Here is a 19,599-nt window from a genome sequence, read left to right on the forward strand (position 1 = left end):
TAATACCGAGCCATTGCAGGCCCGCTGTGGTTGATTCTAGCCTGTATATGCCCAGTGTCACTCTCTTGTTGTGAGTCGCTTTAGAAGTTGAGGGTCAGGTTCTGTCTTTTGCCCACAGGACCAGCCCTCCCAAAACGCCCCCGGCGCGCCGAGTCGTCATTTGCTAAGATCCCGCCCCCCGATAAAGATGCAAGGCAACGCACATGCTCCGGTTAGTTTTATTACGTGATCATCTGGATTACAGCGATACTTTTGCGCTCTGGGTGCATCAACAATTTGCGTACGAATACAGCGAGCAACCCCTGGTTGACTGGCAGCGAGAGTTTCGGGACGGCCAGAACAATGGCGAATGGCAAACCTTGATCGCCTTGCAGGATGGCGAGCTTTTAGGTGGTGCATCCCTCGCAAAAGACGACTTGTCCGAGCGTCCGGACCTGGGGCCCTGGCTTGCCTGCGTTCTCGTTGCCCCGCACGCACGGCAGCGCGGCTTGGCCGAGCAGCTGATTGAGGGCGTCTACTCCCAAGCCAGAGCCAAGGGCCATGAGCGACTGTATTTGCATACCCATGATCGAGGTGACTACTACGCCAAGCGGGGATGGGAATATATGGAGCGCTTCCATGCCTGGGGCAAGGAGCACTGGTTGATGCAACGAAAGCTCTAGTCAGGCAGGGCAGCTTGCAAGCAAACATTGTTACGTTGCTTCAGGTCAAAATTTCAGGAAACACAAAGGTTATTGCTTGAGGGCCATTGGCCATTGTTCTATTGTCAGCAAGTTATTCTATAAAAATATATGGTCGCACTTGAACTCGTGTCAGACCGTCGACGTTATTTCTGCCTCTAGAAAGAGTGTCTTATGACTCAAGGACCTCCTGTCCCAGGCAACGAGCCGCAACGGCTGTTACGGATCAAGGAGCTATTTCTTCTGGAGAGCTTCTCGGATCCCATATTCGAGCGCGTTGTGGAGATGGCTGCGGCTGCTTTTCAGGTACCTATCGCGCTGATTTCCACGGTCGACGAGAATAGCCAGTTTTTTAATGCGAGCGTTGGGTTCGATATACGCGAGACGGCTCGTCTGGATTCGTTTTGCGCTTACACGATTCTCGACGACGAGCCCTTTCAGGTTCTAGATGCTCTGTCTGATCCAAGGTTTGCCAATAACCCACTGGTGACCGGTGAGCCATGCGTACGTTTTTATGCTGGTGTGCCTCTGACCACCGCTGACGGGCTGGGTCTGGGCAGCGTATGCATCATCGACACCGAGCCAAGACCGGCGCTTTCCGGGCGTGATCTGGCACTGCTGCAGAGTCTGGCCGGACTGGTCATGCAGCGCATATCGACCTTGCGTGATGCTGCTATCGTCGATCAGCAGACCGGGCTGTTCAATCGGGTGATGCTTGAACAGCGGATCCGCTCGATAATCAGCAGTGGAGAAGGTTGCACCGTGGCCGCCGTCGACGTCATCCCGCCGCTGTTTCTGAACGACATAGTCAAGGCGCTCGGTTACAGTTTCTCCGACGAACTGCTTCTGACCATTAAAAGACGTCTGCAAGCCCTGCTACCGCAAGGATGCACCTTGTACAAAGTAAGCCCTACGCGTTTCGCCTTTCTTCTGGATGAAGCTCAGGCCGAGGCTGGGCCCTCTCTGTTTCAGTCCATTCTGGATGACCTGGCCCTGCCGGTGATCAGCAATGGTATTCCGATACAGCTGTGTGCAGGCGTCGGGGTTCTGCCTATCGATCGCGATCAAGCGAATGACCAGGACTGGTTGCGGCTGGTCATCAGTTCTGCTGACGATGCGCGGGATCGCCAGATAGGCTGGCAGTGGTATGACAAGAGCCTGGACGATGCACAGCAAAGGGCATTTCTGTTGCTCTCGGCCATGACTGCGGCGCTGCAGTCGGATAATCAGCTTTTTCTGGTGTACCAGCCGCGTATCGACCTGAATTCAGGTCGCTGTGAGTCAGTCGAAGCCCTGTTGCGCTGGACGCACCCCGTATTCGGTCCGGTCGGGCCGGCTGAGTTCATCCCCCTTGCAGAAAAAGCCGCCCTGATCGGCCCCATCACCATGAGAGTCCTGCATGCGGCAGTCGCGCAGGCTTCTGTCTGGCAGTCCCAGGGGATCAACCTCAAGGTGGGAATCAATATATCGGCTACTGACCTGGAAACCAGTGACTTTACCAACGAGCTTGCTGCGCTGATTGACCAGAAGGGAATCAACTCATCCAGCCTGGAGCTGGAATTCACTGAAACGGCATTGATCAACAAACCCCAGGCCGTGCGTGAGCAGCTCGACCGGATCAGTGAGCTGGGTATCAAAATCGCAATTGATGACTTTGGTAGCGGCTATAGCAATTGGACATATCTACGGGATCTGCCTGCGACTACGGTCAAGATTGACCAGACTTTCATGCGCGATCTGCACACCAATGAGAAGAACAGGCCGCTGGTCCAGGCGGTTATCGAACTCGCCTCCCGTCTCGACTATCGGGTGGTGGCCGAGGGTATAGAGGACGCTGCAACGCTTGAGCTACTGCGGAGCTGGGGCTGCCATGAGGGTCAGGGGTACCATATTGCCAGGCCTATGTTGCCCGACATGTTGACCGATTGGCTGGCAAAGCAGCCCACCTGATTGCTGAAAGGCAGTCATTACCTCCAAGCGCATCTTTCAGCGCTCTAAATCTGGTTTCCCTGTCGTCATGCCAACCCTGGCTTGGCCCGATTCTGATGCCATACCATCGCGGCCAGTGCGGCCGATGCCACGCCACCGATCAGGGTAGTCATGGGTCCCGGGAAGCTGAATGCAAAGCCCGCTGCTATGAGCGGCAAACGCTGCCAGGGCCTCACCAGACCCGCCCCCAACAGATAGCCCTCCAGCCCACCAGAGATCAGCATGATGCCAGCAATAATCGAGGGCAGGACGTAGAGTAGCGGCGTCAGATCGCCTTGTAATAACAGGGCTGGCTGAAACAGAAAGAACAGTGGAACAAAGTAGATAACAATACCCAGGCGCATGGCGGTAAACGAGGTTTTCATTGGTTTGGCACCGGCGATGGTCCCGGCCAGAAAGGCCGCCGCGCCAACCGGCGGGGTGATCACCGAGAGCATGGCGTAGTAGACGATAAAGAAGTGCACGGCGATGGTGTTGAGCCCGCCGACTTCAATGATTGCCGGGGCCAATGTCACCGCCAGGAAGATATAGGCGACGATGGCCAGCCCCGCCATGCCCATGATGAAACAGGCGATGATGCCAAACAGAATCACCAGGAACAGGTTGTCGCCGCCCAAGCCCACCAGCCCGGAGGTGACCGAGCCGGTGACGCCGGTTATGGTCAGGGCGCCGACCACAAAGGCAATCGGCAGGATGATGGCGGCGGTCTGGGTGACGAGTACGCCGATCTGCCGTATGGCGTTGAACAGCCGGGCGGGCGTCAGGCGGGTCTCCTTGCGCAGAAACGACAGGCCAATCATGAGGATGCAGGCATACCAGGGCGTGTAGTACTCCCAACGCATGTACAGCAGCCCCCACATGAGAAACGCCATGACGAACAGGAAGGGCCAGCCGCGCATCAGCACCTTGCGCGTGGAGGGCAGATCCTCTTCGGGCATGCCTTCCATACCGGTACGCGCGGCATAGGCATCCACCTGCAGGATCAGGCCGAAGTAGAACAGCAGCGAGGGCAGGATCGCGGCAATCATGATGGTGGCGTAGTCCACGCCAATGGTAATCGCCATGACGAAGGCGATTGCGCCCATCACCGGCGGCATCACCACGCCCCCGGTCGAGGCGCAGGCTTCGATAGCGCCTGCGTAATGGGCTGGATAACCGGCTTTTTTCATGGTCGGGATGGTGATGGAGCCCGTGCCAGCGATGTTGGAAAAGATCGAGCCGGACAGGCTGCCCATAAAGGCGCTGGCCACCACGGCAACCTTGGCCGGGCCGCCGCGATAACGCCCGAAACCGGCATTGGCCAGGTCGATAAAGAAGGCGCCTGCGCCGGTCGCCAATAATATGCCGGCGAACACCAGGAACCCCAGAATGATCTCGGCGACGATTTTGGTGGTGATGCCCATCATGCCTTCGGCGCGGAAGACATAGGATTCGATCATGTGACCGAACTCATAGGGCACCCCCATGATGAGCCCAGGGAAATGATCCGCCACCAGCGGATACAGTCCGATCAGTACGACCACCAGCAGGAAAGGCGTACCGCCGCTGCGCCGGGCCAGCTCCATCATCAATAGCCAGACAAGGATGCCCAGGTACAGGTGGCTCCAACCGGCCTGGACCATGTCCCAGGCGTTGTTGGCAAAGTAGAAACTCACCCCCACCACGACGACGGCGGCCATTATGTCGTAGATGGGTACGGTCGATTGTCCGGCTTTGGCCGGTAACGCCAGAAAGGCTGCCGCCGCGAAGAAACCGATAAAGATCCAGTAGTACTCACCTTCCAGCAGGCGCCGACCATCCCAGGTAAAGCCGAAGATATAGGCGATCCCCGTTACCAGTCCGCAGATGCTCAGGATCACAAAGGCAATGCTCTGCCATGAGTACGCCGCACCCAGCCGAGTGACCTCGGAACCTGCTGCAGTGCTCTCATCGATGACCGTGTCAGTTTTCATGGCGATACCTTTTGATTGCATCAAAGACGAGTACGAAAGCCTTCCAGCCCTTGCTTGTGTTTCTTCACGATGGCCATAAAGTGCTCGTCGTTCGCATCTGGCTTGATCCCGCGTTCCTGGGCTTCGTCCAGTGCGGCTTGTCGGGCGGCCATCCAGCTGTCTGTTTTCTCGATGGCTTGCTGGTTCCACTTGTCGTCTTGCTCGGTCCAGGCGCCCACCTCCTTGAGATAACGCACTGTGCCTGCATGGACCGGCAGTGGTGAGCGGTCCAGATACTCCCGGAAGAGCTCCAGGCTCATCCGCGTGGACAGGGGGTGGGAGCCCTTGTAGGTATCGAAGGACTGGTGAAACCATTTAGCCAGGGTGTAGGCGAAGGCGTCGTCGACATCCGCGGGCGCGGCATAGAGGAAGTTCGAGGCAAGACCATCAATGCCTTTGGCTGACGAGACGCCCATGCTGATGGTACCGGGCACGACCATGGGCCGGTGCTCGAGGAAGCTGGCCCAGGCCTGCGTATTATCCAGATCCATGGGCAGCCAGCGGATGCCGCCGGGCGCGCCTTCCATCTCGGCCATCACGGAACTGACGGTGGCGCAGTAGGCAACATCGGCTCTGCCTTCAACAACGGTGCGGCAGTTCTCGACATAACTGCTGGCGGGTACGAAGTTGAAATGCTCGGCGCCTTCTTCCGGAGTCATACCGAGGTAGGCGGGCAGACCATCCCTGACGGCAGCAATCATGGGCGGCGAAAACTGCCCCTGGGCAACCCGGAGGCCGCTTTGCTTGAGGTCTTCCATGGTGTGCAAATCAGAGTCACCGGAGACGACGAAAGCCCACGGAGTATCGTTGTGATGCCAGATAACGCGTTGGGGTACGGGCGCCATGGTGGCGTAGTGACCGATACCCTGGGTCTGGAAACGCAGCTCAGCCGCGGAGACCGAACTCAGCGCCAGGTCGCGACGTTCAGTGAGGCGCCGATAACGTTGGACTTCGCTGTCCTCCGGCACGACGCGGACGTTAGTGTCCAGATCCTTCTGCAGCAGAGGCCCCCAGCCATTGGAGGAAGCAAAGCTGCCGCTGGAGGTGCCGGGGGTGCCGATTACCAGCAGGTTCGGCAGCGCATATTCATTCGCATGGGCTGAGCTGATAGCGCCAAGCGCAAGCACACCCGCGAGGGACACACCTGCACCCAACAGATGCTTTAGCGATCTGGTCTTCATTAGAGCTGTCTCCGATCTTTTTATTCTTATCGTGATGACGCTGCTGTGTTTTTACCTGATGACTACAAATCAAACTAAGGTCGATGCGTCTGCGCTGTCAATAAAGCGGACACATCATGCAGGCTGAAGAAAAACCGGATTCACAGGATGAATACCGGAATGTCTGGAAAGGGTAGGGGAGGACTGCCTTAGGGCTATCGACACTTCAAGTGTCTCAACACAAGCGCGAGCCCCGGCCTGCCACCATCAGCTTGCTCTTATATGTGATGAGCTACATCTGAACCACTGGTCGCTACAAATTGGACTATTGTTAAGGAGCCATATCGCTATCGGATGATTCAAGGAATGAAAAAGGTGCGTAATAGCGGCTTGCCGGTGCAATGGATGTTGGCCGGCGGTATTGTTCTCAGCCTTCTGGTCGTCATGCTGGTGACCGTGGTGCAAGGCTATCGTGGAACCAGTGCGGCTCTGCTGGCAGCAGCCGAGGACTCGGCGCGGCAACTGGCGGTCATCATGGATGAACGGGCTGGCCGTCTGATCAGTCCAGCGGAAAGTACCTTGCGCGCCCTGGCGCATGATCCACTAGGCGCAGCACCTGACATTGAGCAGCGCCTGGCGCGGTTGCCGCTGCTGGTCGAGATGCTTAGTGCCAATCCTACCCTGAGTGCCGTTTTTGTAGGCTATGCCAACGGTGAGTTTCTGTTGGTACGCCCGCTGGAAGGCCGCCGGTCAACATTGGAGTATCCCATCCCCGAGCAGTCCGCCTATCTGGTGCAGAGCATGCATTACGGGGCCGATCGCCAGATCAGTGGTCACTGGCAGTTCTACGATGCCGATCTGAAAATGCTCTCGCAGCAGGCGGTGCCTAACTACCAGTTCGATCCGCGGACCAGGGTCTGGTACCAGCGGGCCACCGGCACCGATGAGTTGGTGCTGACCGAACCCTATGTATTTTTTACAACGGGTGAAGTGGGTCTGACCATGGCTTTGCCGAGCAAGACGGGTAACGCGGTGATCGGCCTGGACGCAGCCCTCAGTGATCTGGCCAGTGAGCTGGGAGATATGCGCATGACGGCGCGTAGCGAGGTCGCCGTGGTAGACGCCGGTCAGCGCGTGCTGGCCTACCCGGATCTGGAGCAGATTCTCAAGCAGCAAGACGGCAGTTTTCGGCTTGCCAGCTTGTCGGAACTGAACAACGGGGCGTTGTATCAGTTGGCGGATCGATTCAACCTGGACGAAGACAAGAATGAGCCCATTACCTTCACCCTCAATGGTGCGACCTGGTATGGGATCGGTTTTCCACTGGTCTCCTTTGCCAATTCGGGCATACATATCCTGATAGCCATTCCTGGCTGGGAATTGCTGGCCGGTGCGCGAGCCATACTGATTGATCAGGCAATCTGGGCGCTGGCCCTGATGCTGGTCATTCTGCCCGTCGGCTGGGCATTCGGGCGACGTCTGGGTGAACCCTTGAGCCAACTGGCAGACCAGGTGCAGGCTTTCAGTAATTTCGACTTTACCCAACCTCCGCGTGTGCGCTCACGGATCAGGGAGGTCAACCATCTGAGTATTCTGATGGGGCGCATGGGCTCGGCGATTGATCATTTTCAGCAGATTACCCTGGCGTTGAGTCATGAACCGCACCTGGAGCAGATGCTCGACGATGTGATGGAGCATCTGGTGGCCACGGCGGAAGGGCGCAGCGGTGCCGTGTATCTATGTAACGAGTCGGGCACGCAGCTTGATTGCAGTAGTCGCTTTCAGGGTACCCATTATCCCGACACCTTCGACCTGGATGATGCGTTCCGCGATGAACCCGAGGAGCAGCTGCTACTGCGCCTGGATGCCAACCACAGTTATCTTGTGGTGACCTTGCACGACCGCTACCGCGCGCTGCTTGGCTTTCTCGTTGTGGAGCTGTCGACTCAGCTGGAAAGCGATTTCCATCAGCGCTTGCAGCGTTTTGTGCGGGATCTGTCCGGCACGCTGTCGGTGGCTATTGAGACGCGCCTGCTGTTTGCCGGCCAGCAGCGGCTGCTGGATGCGATCATTCGTTTGCTGGCCGATGCGATTGATGCCAAGTCACCGTACACGGGCGGGCACTGTGAGCGGGTGCCACAACTGGCGGCTATGCTGCTGCAGCACGCGGAGGCGGCGCAGTCTGGCGTGCTGGCCGATTTTGCAATGAACGAAGACCAGCGCTACGCGTTTCATCTAGCGTCCTGGCTGCATGATTGTGGCAAGATCACCAGCCCGGAATACGTTGTCGACAAGGCGACCAAGCTGGAAACCATCTATAACCGCATCCATGAAATTCGGACTCGATTCGAAGTGCTCTGGCGCGATGCGGAGCTGGAGTGCCTGCGCGCTGAGCTGAATGGAGGTGATCCGGAGCAGTTGCGTGAGACCTGCCGCGCAGAGCAGCAACGCCTGCAGGCAGAGTTTGCCCTCGTCGCCCAGGCGAATATGGGCGCTGAGTCGATGTCGGATGAACGGGTGGCCGAGCTCGAGCAGATCGCGCAGCGGCGCTGGACGCGCCACTTTGACAATCGTCTGGGTTTGTCGCGGGCCGAGCAGGGGCGCATGGCCCATTTTCCCGCACAGGAGCTGCCCGCCAACGAATGCTTGCTGGCTGACCGTCCAGAGCATGTTTATCCCTGGGGCGACAGGAAACCACCCGTGGAGCGAGATAATCCAGCCAACCGCTGGGACTTCGATATGACCCTGCCCGAGCACGCCATGCATCTGGGCGAGTTGTATAACCTGCGCATCAGCCGCGGCACCCTCACGCCGGAGGAGCGCTTCAAGATCAATGATCACATCGTGCAGACCTTGATCATGCTGGAAGCCTTGCCGTTCCCGCGCCATCTGGAGGGGGTGCCGAAGATGGCAGCGACGCACCATGAAACGCTGGACGGTCGAGGCTACCCCTGCCGACTGACGGCTGAGGACCTGGGGGTGCCAGAGCGGATCATGGCCATTGCCGATGTTTTCGAAGCGCTCACTGCCGCTGACCGTCCCTACAAGGAACCGAAGTCACTTTCGGCGTCACTGGACATTCTGGTCAGCATGGCTGAACGGCAGCATGTGGATGCCGATCTGCTGCATCTGTTCATTCACGCGGGTGTTTACCGTCAGTATGCAGAGCAGTTCCTGTTGGCGGAACAGTGCGATGCCGTTGATGAGGCCGGGTTGCTGGCCCGTCTGGATGCGCTGATGGGTGATCAGGCTTAACGGCAAAGGGACAAAAAAAGAGGGCGCAATGCGCCCTCTGCTTAGTCACTTGTGGAGTGACCGGTTATTTAACCTCTCTGTCGACCATATCCTTGCTCAGTCGGGTCCAGGTCAGGAGGAAGAACAGGGCGCTAGCAACATACAGGCAGGCCATTATCACCATGGAGGTTTGCAGGCTTTGTGAGTAAACCTGGCCACAGACGTTCTGCAGGGTCTGATCCAGCTGGCCGATCACCGTGGGGTGGCACTGATTGCGCGCCAGCTCACCAGCCGCGACTCCTAGCTCGGCGATGCCGGACTTGAAGAAGATGTCGGAGACTGCGCCAATGAACAGCGGGCCGAAGCCGTAGCCAATCAAGTTGACCAGAAGCAGCATCACCGCAGTGGCCATTGCGCGTACGCGCATGCTCACCACACCCTGGCCGATCGTGTACTGGGCCGCTAGATAGCCATACTTCACGAAGCCGCCGATGATCAGACCGATTGCAGCATAGAGCAGATTATTGGTTGTGAAAGCGAAAATATAAAAGGGCACCGACAGTGCCAGGCCCACCGCCGGCACCCAGGCGATAGCGCCCGGGTGCTTCTTGTAAATCCTGGTCGCGAGCCAGCCGGTGGCAAAGGTGCCAATGGCCGAAGACAGGGCTACCGGCGTGTTGATCCAGATCGCCGCCTGACCGGCGGTGATTTCGTAGGTTCGTACCAGAAAGAGCGACTGGAACGAGGAAATACCGTAACCGCAGAATGCGGCAACGGTGGCGCCGGCCGTCATCAGCCAGAAAGCAGGCTTGCCCGTCAGCTCGCTGATAGCCTCGCTCAGGCTGGCGCGCGGTTTTTTCTCGGCTTGTTGCGGATCGGTGTAGCCGCGCGGCGGCTCCTTGACTGTGAGTTTGAATACCAGCGCGACCAGCAGACCCGGCAAACCGACGACAAAAAAGGCGGTTCGCCAGTCAAACATGTCGGTAACCCAGCCACCGATCAGGTTGGCGAACATGGTGCCGAGCGTAACGCCCATGGCGTAGAAACCCAGCGCCTGGGATCTTTCACGCGGGATAAAATAGTCCGCGATCAGGGAATTGGCCGGAGGCGTGCAGCCTGCCTCGCCAATACCTACACCTACGCGGCACATCAACAGAATCCAGAACGCACCAATGGTCACGGAGCCAATGGTGACTTCCGTCGCCAGGCCGCAAAGCGCTGTCATCAACGACCACAGGGCCACGCAGACGGTCATGATCCACACGCGATTGGCGACATCGGCAAAGCGCGCCAGGGGTATGCCTACGGCTGTATAGAGCAAGGCGAAGCCGAAGCCAGTAAGAAGACCAAATTGAGTGTCGGTGATCCCGAGGTCAGGCACCAGATCGGGCCCTACGACCGCTAGCAGCGCGCGGTCGACGAAATTCAAGATATAAATAAGTGTCAGCGCGAATAGCACGTAATTGCGGTACGCCTTGGAGCCGAAGCCGAACAAGTGGCCCTGGCTTCCTCCATCACTGGCAGTGGTGGCTTTCATGAACAATCCCTTCTAAGTTTGTTGTTATTTAATAGACGCAAGCTGTAATCGGATGCTGATATCAGGAGAACTACATCTCCGCATCATACTCCCGCTCCAACGTCTCAGCTTTCTGCGCCGCTGGACGCTCCGAAATCCGCTTCATGTACGCCTCAAGATTCGGATACTCCCCCAGTCCACGCGTCTCACTGATCTTCTCGAATACAAACGAATTCAGTACATCGGCGCCAGTGAACTGATCGCCCATAAGGTAGGTCTTGTCGGCGAGTTCGTTATTCGCCAGCGTGAGCACGTCGCTCATCTGTTCGCGGGCGAATCCGCCCAGAAAGCATTTCTGGCTGTCGTCTGCGCTTAGTAGATACAGCGCGATCAGCGGGAAGGCAGCGGTGCCCTCGGCAAAATGCAGCCATTGCACGTAGCGGGCGTGCGCGGGTGTATTAGCCGGCGGCGCGAAGGTCTCTGCGCCATAGCGGCTGACCAGATAATCGATGATGGCGCCGGATTCACATATCACCAGATCGCCATCCTCGATAACAGGTGAGCGGCCCAGGGGGTTGATGGCTTTGAGTGCAGCGGGAGCGCGGCGGGTCACGCTGTCACGCTGGTAGGTGACCAGCTTGTATTCCACACCGAGCTCCTCAAGCATCCAGATGATGCGTTTGGAACGGGACTGGTTAAGATGATGTAACGTAATCAAGTGGGTTGCCTCCTTGGATCGGCTGGTGTCTATCGACCAGAATTTGCTGCCCATCCTATGCTAGTTACGGGGGCTTTGAATACGGCGGAAGCGCCGCTCACCTTCTGCTTATAAGGGACTATCACTGATGTCTGGTTCAATCGTTACACCGGGTGCTCAGAAAGAAGAGCTTGAAGGTTTTCATCTTCGGCTTCCTATTGGTTTCCAGGCGCCGGCGCAGTGGAGCGGGCGGCAGTGCATCTTGGTGCCGGCAGCGCCAGACTTGGTGGCGCTGGATTATGCGGCGGTGATGGCTAGCCGTGAGCAACTGCAGGGGCTGTTTGGTGCTGGAGATGCCTGGCCACCAGCAGACCTGACTCAGGCGGACGACGGGTTGGATCTGGCCTGGCACGAAAGGGAGTTTGTGCAGGGTCAATCCTTTGCGTACAGCCTGCTGAGTAACGACCGACAGCGCTGCCTGGGCTGCCTGTATCTTTACCCCACGGCCAGTCCGGCCCATGACGCGGAGGCGTATCTCTGGGCTGCTGCCACAGAGCCGGAACCAGTGCGCGCGGCGGTAATGCAGGAGGTCATGCAGTGGCTGGAAAACGACTGGCCGTTCACCGCGTTGGCCTGGCCGGGGCGAATGATTGCCTTCAGTGACTGGCCGCATGCCAATTACTACGCAGTGCGGCGCAACGCGGACTGTTGAACATCGTGTTTAACGGGTGCTGGCGATACAGCCAGTATCGACAGTGGGCGAATGCCTCTGTGCGAGTTAGGCGCTCTGGAGGGAGCGCCAGGCCGCATCGGCCAGTATCTGCCGGTGCGTGCCTGGGCTTTGCTTTACTCTGCCTGACAGCCAGGCTCGGCAATAGCTTTCCGCCGATCCTATGATCAGTGACGGGACCACCTCAAGGGGAAAGTGCTTCAGCAGCTCTCCCACTCCTGGCCGCGAAAACCATTCCTGAACCTGTTTGTTGCGCAGCCGGTTTCTGTCCGCAAGCTCCTGTTTGTGGGGGCCGTTGGACACAGCGAAACGGGCGTTGAATTGGTAGCGTGCCCATTCGGGCTGGCTATCAACCCAGTCGACGTAGCTGAACACCAACGCGTTCACAATGTCTCTCGGGGTCTGCGCTGCCTCAAGATAGCGCTGACGCAGATCTGCCTGGTCACTCATTGCGGCGAAGAACAGCGCAGCGACCAGACCTTCCTTGTTACCAAAGTGATGGTAGATCGCGCCGACGCTGGTATCGCACGCGTGGCGGATCATTTCGATAGTCGTCGCTTCAATGCCGTTGCTGTTGAAACAGCGCAAAGCCGCACCCAGGACGCTGCGTTTCAGCTCCGCGCGCCGTCCAGGGAAGCTGCGTTCCAACAAGTCCGCTGCCGACATCTCAAGGCTCCAAAAGGAAAGAATGGTACCCCGTTCGCCTGGTAACGCACAGCATTGACATGCCAGGCTTTACAGAATAATGTTCTTTAACCGAATATTGTTCTGTTTAATTCAAAGGAGTGCGTATGAACCCGTTGCTTAGCATGTTTCAGTCAGCCGGCCCTGAGGCCTTCAGCAAGATGAGCTGCCAGACTGCCCCTTATTTCAGCACGATCAACCCGCTGATCTCCGAGCTGGAGACCAACCACTGCGTGGTCCAGTTCCCGTTTGCCAAAGAGGTGACCAATCACATGGGGACTGTCCATGCCATTGCCATGTGCAATGCGGCTGAACTGGCGGCGGGCGTGATGACCACTGTTTCGATTCCAACAGGCGCGCGGTGGATCCCGAAGGGAATGACGGTGGAGTATCTGGCAAAGGCCAAAACCGATCTGACGGCCAGGGCCAGCGGAGAGGGGATCGACTGGAGCAGCGAAGGCGACAAGATCGTGCCGGTTGATGTGACGGACACCGACGGCAAGACGGTCTTCACGGCGCGGATTACCATGAACATCAAGCTGTCGTAAGCCAGCCTGCTGCGTCTGGGATCGGCGCCGCTTTCATACCGCTTGACGTGGAAATATGCGGCGCTCGTTTTCAGTAATCGGCAGATCGTTGATGCTCGCCTCCCGGCGCTGCATCAGGCCGTTGGGTGCAAACTCCCATTGTTCGTTGCCGTGGGAGCGGTACCACTGGCCGTCGGCATCATGCCATTCGTACTCGAAGCGCACGGAGATCCGGTTGTCGGTGTAGGCCCACAGCTCCTTGCGCAGGCAGTACTCCCGTTCCTTCTCCCATTTGCGGGTCAGAAAGGCTTCAATTTCGTTACGCCCACTGAGAAATTCGCTGCGATTGCGCCAGGTGGAGTCGGGGGTGTAGGCGAGGGCGACGCGGGCTGGGTCGCGGCTGTTCCAGGCATCTTCGGCCATCTGTACCTTGATCTGTGCGGTCACGCTATCGAAGGGCGGCAAGGGTGGTTTATGTTCCATAATTGGGCTCGGCAGAGTGGAAAGACCGGGGCCGAAGCCCCGGGTCGGCTTACCAGGTGCGGTAAGGGAGGAACTTGCCGTTCAGGGTGATCACCACGCGATCGCCCTTGGGGTCTTCCTTCTTGTCGATGTCCATGGAGAAGTCGATGGCGCTCATGATGCCGTCGCCGAACTTCTCGTGGATGATGCTTTTGATGGTCTCGCCGTATACGCCGATCATCTCGTAAAAGCGGTAGATGACCGGGTCGGTGGGCACGGCCTTGTCCCAGGTCTTCATTGGGCATTTCTGCAGGGCAATTTGGGTCGCGTCGTCCAGCTTGAGCAGCTCGCACAGGCGTTTGGCCTTGTCGGCGGGCATGCTGTTCATGCCCAGACACGCGGAGGTGGTCCACACCGGAGACATCTCCAGGGCGGCGCCGATGTCTTCCCAGGACAGGCCCAGGCTTTCCTTGGCGGCAATGATGGTGGCGGTCGTTGAGTTCATGGTCGTGCTCCTTCAGGCGTGCTCGGGTGATTTGCTTGGGGTTTTGGTATCGGGCAGTCGGGTGGGGACGTTGTCGTCCGCACTGATGTGCTCGTCACCGGATCGGTTGATCAGAAAGTCCACCAGGTAATTGCGCGTCTGGTAGTACTTCTGATCCTGAAAAATCGTGGTGCGCAGGCGTGGCCGGGGGATATCCACCTGAACCATTTCGGCGATGCGTGCATTGGGGCCATTGCTCATCAGAAAAATGCGGTCGGCGAGCAGGATGGCTTCGTCCACGTCGTGGGTGATCATGAAAACGGTTTGCCGGGTCTCGCTCCAGACCTTGACCAGCTCGTCCTGAATCACGCCGCGGGTCAGCGCATCCAGGGCACCGAAGGGCTCATCCAGCAGCAGAAGCGATGGCTGGGTGGCAAAGGCGCGGGCAATGCTGACGCGCTGGCGCATGCCGCCGGACAGCTGCGCGGGCTTGCGGTGCAGGGCTTCATCCAGCCCGACCAGTGACAGGTACTTGCGGCTATGGGCGTCGACCTCTGCCTTGCTCCACTGTGGCCAGCGGGCGCGCACGCCAAAGATCACGTTCTTCAGCGCCGAAAGCCAGGGCATCAGGCTGTAGTTCTGGAATACCACGCCGCGTTCCAGACTCGGGCCGGTGACCTCCTTGCCATTGAGAATGATGGTGCCGGCAGAAGGGGTATCCAGCCCGGCGAGGGCATTGAGGATGGTCGACTTGCCGCAGCCGGAGTGGCCAATGATGCAGACGAACTCGCCCTTTGCCAGGCTGAAGTTGACCTCCTCGAACACATCAACATCGCCGCCCCCGGGGGTGGGGAAGGTTTTCTTCAGGCCGTTGACCTGCAGGAACTTGCGGTTGGGATCAGTGCTTTCGGTATGAGTGCTTTGGTTATCAGTCATCGGGGGTTCCTATTCCTGCCAGGCGACGAGGCGCGCGGCGAGTGACAAGACGGCGTCGAGCAGCATGCCGATCAGGCCGATCATGAGGATGGAGAACACCACGCTGGTGAGATCCAGATTGTTCCATTCGTTCCAGATGTAGTAGCCGATGCCGGTGCCGCCCACGAGCATTTCTGCGGCGACAATCACCAGCCAGGCAATACCGATGGAGATGCGCATGCCGGTGAGAATGGTCGGCGCCGCTGCCGGCAGAATCACTTGAAAGGCGGTGCGCCATTGGCTGAGCTCATGGGTGCGCGCCACGTTGATCCAGTCCTTGCGCACATTCATGACGCCGAAGGCTGTATTGAGCAGCATGGGCCAGATCGAGCAGATAAAAATCACGAAGATCGCCGACGTTTCCGAATCCTTGATGATGTAGAGCGCCAGGGGCATCCACGCCAGTGGTGACACCGGTCGTAGTACCTGGATAAACGGGTTGAGCGACTTGTACATCAGCGGCGACATGCCGATCACGAAGCCCAGCGGAATGGCAATCAGCGCGGCCAGAAAAAAGCCTACCAGCACGCGGCCGATCGAGTAGCCGAGCTGGATGCCGATGCCCTTGTCGTTCGGGCCGTTGTCATAGAAGGGGTCGCTCAGCTCGGTCCAGGCATGGGCCAGCACCTGTGAGGGCGCGGGTACGCCCGCACTGGGCTGGCCACCGCCCATCATCATCTCGTACTCGGTCAGTTCGCCCGTGCTCTGGGTGGTGTTGATGGCGGCCTCCCAGATACCGCCCAGTACCAGCAGGATCAGGACGGTGAGGATGGCCGGGCGCAGGCTGTTGATGGTGTGTTTCATGTGCGCTTCCGAATGGCAAAGCTGTCGACGTACTCCTCGGGTTTGTTGTAGTCGAACTGCTTACCCATGATGGTGTAGTTCTGGTAGGTGATATCCGGCGCGGCGTAGCCCAGTTCTTCCATGACCTTGCCGGCGTCTGTTGCGAGGTAGACCTGTTCGGCGATCTGCTTGTAATTGACGTCGCCCTCGATGTAGCCCCAGCGCTTGAGCTGGGTGAGGATCCATACGGCCATCGAATGCCAGGGGAAGGGATCGAAGTCGATACGGCTGGGCTCGTCGATGATGTTGCCCAGGCCATCGGCAAAGCGCCCTGTCAGGACCTGCTCGATGACCCCCACCGGCTGGTTGAGGTAGTTGCGCGGCGCGATGGCGGCGGCGATCTCCTTGCGGTTCTCGGCCTGGTGGGAATACTGCGTGGCATCGACGATGGCGCGGAACAGGGCGCCGTAGGTATTGGGGTTTTCGGTGGCGAAGCGCTGGCTGCAGGCAAAGGCGCAGCAGGGATGACCTTCCCAGATGTCCTTGGTCAGCAGGTGGATGAAGCCGACCTTTTCCCAGACGGCGCGCTGGTTGAACGGGTCCGGCGACAGGTAGCCGTCCAGGTTGCCGGCGCTGAGGTTGGCGACCATCTCCGGCGGTGGTACCACGCGGATCTGGATGTCCTGATCCGGGTCCAGGCCATGCTCGGCCACGTAGTATCGTAGTAGCAGGTTGTGCATGGAGTATTCGAAGGGCACACCAAAACGGAAGCCTTTCCATTGCTTGGGATCGCGCTTGTCCTTGTGCTTGACGTGCAACACGATGGCCTGGCCGTTGATGTTTTCCACCGCGGGCATGATGTAGGGCTCGGCGGTGGAGCCGGCGCCCATGGACATGGCCAGCGGCATCGGCGTGAGCATGTGGGCGGCGTCATATTCGCCAGCCAGGGACTTGTCCCGCGCCACGGCCCAGCCTGCGGTCTTGATCACATCGACATTCAGGCCGTACTTGGAATAGAAGCCCAGCGGGTGCGCCATGATGATTGGCGTGGCGCAGGTGATCGGCACAAAGCCGACGCTCAGCTTGGTCTTTTCCAGCGGGCCCATGCTGTCCATCAGCGCGGCCTTGGCTTGCGCCATCGGGAAGATGGTGGCCAGGGCGGCGGCCACGGTGCCACCGCCGAGCAGTTGCATGAAGCGCCGGCGGCTCATGTCGCTCTGGTTGAACACCGCGCGCACCACAGCGTTCTCGATGGCCCGCTCCATCATGTCTTCACTGGACATGGGCGTGGCCATGACCGGTGCGCGATTATCGACTGCCGAGTGCTGCGCCGTCAGACCGGCGGGCAGGGCGATGTGCTTGCACTTGTCGCATTCACACTGGGCGTCGTGGGTCAGGCCCTTGCCGCCGTCATAGGGATTTCCCAGGCTCTTGATCGTCATGTTTGGCTCCTGCCAGTCGTATTCCGGTGCACGGCGTGGCGTGCTGCCCGAATGAGGTGCTGTGGCTGTTCACCCGGAGGTGTCCTGCTAGTGCTGTATCAAGCTCTATGCCAGTTTGGGTCTCGATAAATTTTTCAGAAGGATCAATGGGATACACGCGTAAGTTAGTGAGGCTGGAAGTATGCATTTGCATAATTCATGCATTTGCACAGTTAAAAATATGCAATTGCATAAAAAGGCCTGGTCCTTGCAGGTGGAGGGAGAACAGTTAATCGAACACTGATCAGGTGAACGGCGATGACACTATCGACTCCCGATAAGCTCACGGCCTGGCGCGAAGCAGCGCTTTCCAGCGGTGCGGCGATGCTCTGTTGCGACCCTCTGATTGATCGCGTGATGGACTGCAATCCGGCGCTGGAGGCCTTGCTCGGAAGCGAGCGCAGCGCGCTGATGACTCAGCCCATGTCAGCGCTGTTCGCCGATGATCTGCCGCGCCTGATCAGTCTGACCCAGGCATGCCAGGACAAGGGGCGCTATTACAGCGGAGAGATCAGTCTGCGTACTGCGCATCAGGGCAGCCTACCCGTGGAAATTCACGCGTCGACTTTCATGGAAAACGAGCGTCAGTTATTGCTGCTGCTGATATTCGACGCCAGCGAAATCCAGGCCCAGCGCGAACAGACGGAGTTGCACTGGCTGCACCGGGGCGGGTTGCTGGAATGGAAGCGTATCGAGGGTGCCTTTCGCGAAGTCGAGCGTTATAACCAGTTGATTCTTAGCGCCGCGGGGGAGGGGATTTACGGCGTTAATGCCGAGGGAGCGACTACCTTTGTCAATCCTGCCGCATTGAAGATGCTCGGCTGGGATGCGGGTGAACTGATCGGCCGAGACGCGCACACGGTGTTCCACCACACACATCAGGATGGCACGCCCTATCCCAGTCACTGTTGCCCGATCTATGCCGCATTCAATGATGGCGTTGTGCATGTGGTGGACGATGAGGTTTTCTGGCGCAAGGACGGCAGCGTATTTCCCGTGGAGTACACCAGTACGCCGATTCGCGATGAGGGTGTTCTGGTCGGAGCCGTGGTGGTGTTTCGCGATGTCAGCGAGCGGCGCGATGCGGAGCGTCGTCTGCGCCTGGCGCTGGCGGAGGTTGAGTCGCTGAAGGAGCGGCTGGAAATGGAGAATGCATATCTGCAGGAGGAGATTCGTGCGGAGCATGACTACCGGCAGATCGTTGGCCGCAGCCAGCCGATCAAACACTGTATTCGCCAGATCAAGCTGGTAGCGCCGACCGATGCACCGGTGTTGATCACCGGCGAGTCGGGTACCGGCAAGGAACTGATCGCCCGGGCCATTCATGAGAGCAGCCCGCGCAGCCAGCGGCCGTTGATCCGGGTCAACTGCGCGGCCATTCCAAGAGAGCTGTTCGAGAGTGAGTTCTTCGGGCATATACGCGGCGCTTTTACCGGCGCAACGGCAGATCGTCCTGGGCGCTTTGAACTGGCGGACGGCGGTACCATTTTCCTCGACGAGGTCGGCGAGTTGCCGCTGGACCTGCAGGGCAAGCTGCTGCGCGTATTGCAGGATCAGCAGTTCGAGCGGGTAGGCGATACCCGCACACGTTCAGTCGACGTGCGCATCATTGCCGCTACCAATCGGCAGTTGCGCCAGGAGGTGGAGCAACGGCAGTTCCGTGAGGATCTGTACTTTCGTCTGAACGTGTTCCCCATTGAATCGGCGCCGCTACGTCAGCGCACAGAGGATATTCCCCTCCTGGCCACGCATCTTATCGCTCAGGCCTGCAAGAAACTGAAGAAGCCCTCCATGGCACTGTCCCTCGCGGACCTGGAAAAGCTGCAGAGTTACCATTGGCCGGGGAATATCCGCGAGCTTGAAAATATCATCGAGCGGGCCGTGATCCTTTCGGCGGCGGGCAGGCTGCATATCGAGCTGCCGTCACGCCCGGTCCAAGCCGGCGGCGCGCTGCTGGATGGGTTTGCTGCCAACCGCGCCGGAGCAGGGAACAGCACCCCCGAAGGGCTGGTCATGACCGAGCAGGAGAGGCGCCTGAGCGAACGGGAGAATATCATCAATGCCCTGCGCCAGACCGGTGGCAAGGTCTCCGGCGCGGACGGCGCGGCGGCGCTGCTGGGCATCAAGCCGCCTTCGCTGTATTCACGTTTGCGGCGTTGGCACATTGATCGGCGGGCGTTTGGGCAGGCGCGACAATACTGATGAA

At 58.8% G+C, this 19,599-nt stretch carries 16 protein-coding genes; 6 read left to right on the forward strand and 10 right to left on the reverse strand.

Annotated elements, in window-relative coordinates:
- Positions 1-203: 203 nt before the first annotated feature.
- Complete coding sequence (locus AAC076_RS01515) at positions 204-662, forward strand: GNAT family N-acetyltransferase (protein ID WP_339842587.1); 459 nt, start codon at positions 204-206, stop codon at positions 660-662.
- Between the two features lie 192 nt (positions 663-854).
- Entirely contained in the window at positions 855-2,630 is a 1,776-nt protein-coding gene (locus AAC076_RS01520) for a GGDEF and EAL domain-containing protein (protein WP_339842588.1), read from the forward strand.
- Positions 2,631-2,695: 65 nt separating this feature from the next.
- Here the strand turns inward: AAC076_RS01520 and AAC076_RS01525 are convergent, their stop codons facing one another.
- Positions 2,696-4,621 carry a TRAP transporter fused permease subunit gene (locus AAC076_RS01525; RefSeq protein ID WP_339842589.1) on the reverse strand — a complete coding sequence of 642 codons (1,926 nt, stop codon included), beginning with the start codon at positions 4,619-4,621 and terminating at the stop codon, positions 2,696-2,698.
- A gap of 20 nt (positions 4,622-4,641) precedes the next feature.
- The gene (locus AAC076_RS01530) at positions 4,642-5,841 is read right to left on the reverse strand and encodes a TAXI family TRAP transporter solute-binding subunit (RefSeq protein ID WP_339842590.1); all 1,200 of its coding nucleotides are present in this window, start codon (positions 5,839-5,841) and stop codon (positions 4,642-4,644) included.
- 345 nt (positions 5,842-6,186) lie between these two features.
- On the opposite strand from AAC076_RS01530, the gene AAC076_RS01535 reads away from it, so the two are divergent.
- Positions 6,187-9,075 (forward strand): HD domain-containing phosphohydrolase, encoded by a 2,889-nt coding sequence (locus tag AAC076_RS01535; RefSeq protein ID WP_339842591.1) that lies wholly within the window; start codon positions 6,187-6,189, stop codon positions 9,073-9,075.
- 64 nt (positions 9,076-9,139) lie between these two features.
- On the opposite strand, the gene AAC076_RS01540 is transcribed toward AAC076_RS01535, so the two are convergent.
- A complete protein-coding gene (locus tag AAC076_RS01540) occupies positions 9,140-10,591 on the reverse strand; it encodes an MFS transporter (RefSeq protein WP_339842592.1) in 1,452 nt (483 codons plus the stop codon).
- Between the two features lie 70 nt (positions 10,592-10,661).
- Complete coding sequence (locus AAC076_RS01545; RefSeq protein ID WP_339842593.1) at positions 10,662-11,288, reverse strand: glutathione S-transferase family protein; 627 nt, start codon at positions 11,286-11,288, stop codon at positions 10,662-10,664.
- A gap of 127 nt (positions 11,289-11,415) precedes the next feature.
- Between AAC076_RS01545 and AAC076_RS01550 the strand changes: the two genes are divergently transcribed.
- A complete protein-coding gene (locus AAC076_RS01550) occupies positions 11,416-11,979 on the forward strand; it encodes a hypothetical protein (protein ID WP_339842594.1) in 564 nt (187 codons plus the stop codon).
- Positions 11,980-12,045: 66 nt separating this feature from the next.
- On the opposite strand, the gene AAC076_RS01555 is transcribed toward AAC076_RS01550, so the two are convergent.
- The gene (locus tag AAC076_RS01555; protein WP_339842595.1) at positions 12,046-12,663 is read right to left on the reverse strand and encodes a TetR/AcrR family transcriptional regulator; all 618 of its coding nucleotides are present in this window, start codon (positions 12,661-12,663) and stop codon (positions 12,046-12,048) included.
- 125 nt (positions 12,664-12,788) lie between these two features.
- On the opposite strand from AAC076_RS01555, the gene AAC076_RS01560 reads away from it, so the two are divergent.
- Positions 12,789-13,229, forward strand: coding sequence for a hotdog fold domain-containing protein (locus AAC076_RS01560; protein ID WP_339842596.1), 441 nt, complete (start codon positions 12,789-12,791; stop codon positions 13,227-13,229).
- Positions 13,230-13,262: 33 nt separating this feature from the next.
- On the opposite strand, the gene AAC076_RS01565 is transcribed toward AAC076_RS01560, so the two are convergent.
- From AAC076_RS01565 to AAC076_RS01585, 5 genes are read right to left on the reverse strand one after another with little or no spacing between them, the layout of a single operon-like run.
- Positions 13,263-13,691, reverse strand: a complete 429-nt coding sequence (locus AAC076_RS01565; protein WP_339842597.1) for a nuclear transport factor 2 family protein — start codon at positions 13,689-13,691, stop codon at positions 13,263-13,265.
- 49 nt (positions 13,692-13,740) lie between these two features.
- A complete protein-coding gene (gene cynS, locus AAC076_RS01570) occupies positions 13,741-14,175 on the reverse strand; it encodes a cyanase (protein ID WP_339842598.1) in 435 nt (144 codons plus the stop codon).
- A gap of 12 nt (positions 14,176-14,187) precedes the next feature.
- Positions 14,188-15,090, reverse strand: coding sequence for an ABC transporter ATP-binding protein (locus tag AAC076_RS01575; RefSeq protein ID WP_339842599.1), 903 nt, complete (start codon positions 15,088-15,090; stop codon positions 14,188-14,190).
- A gap of 9 nt (positions 15,091-15,099) precedes the next feature.
- Complete coding sequence (ntrB, locus tag AAC076_RS01580; protein ID WP_339842600.1) at positions 15,100-15,933, reverse strand: nitrate ABC transporter permease; 834 nt, start codon at positions 15,931-15,933, stop codon at positions 15,100-15,102.
- Positions 15,930-17,354 (reverse strand): ABC transporter substrate-binding protein, encoded by a 1,425-nt coding sequence (locus AAC076_RS01585; protein ID WP_339842601.1) that lies wholly within the window; start codon positions 17,352-17,354, stop codon positions 15,930-15,932. Before AAC076_RS01585 ends, ntrB begins: the two co-directional genes overlap by 4 nt.
- A gap of 297 nt (positions 17,355-17,651) precedes the next feature.
- Here AAC076_RS01585 and AAC076_RS01590 point away from each other — a divergent pair, with 297 nt between their 5' ends.
- Positions 17,652-19,595, forward strand: coding sequence for a sigma 54-interacting transcriptional regulator (locus AAC076_RS01590; RefSeq protein ID WP_339842602.1), 1,944 nt, complete (start codon positions 17,652-17,654; stop codon positions 19,593-19,595).
- Positions 19,596-19,599 lie beyond the last annotated feature (4 nt).

It is taken from the genome of uncultured Halopseudomonas sp. (genome assembly GCF_963977355.1).
GTDB lineage: Bacteria > Pseudomonadota > Gammaproteobacteria > Pseudomonadales > Pseudomonadaceae > Halopseudomonas.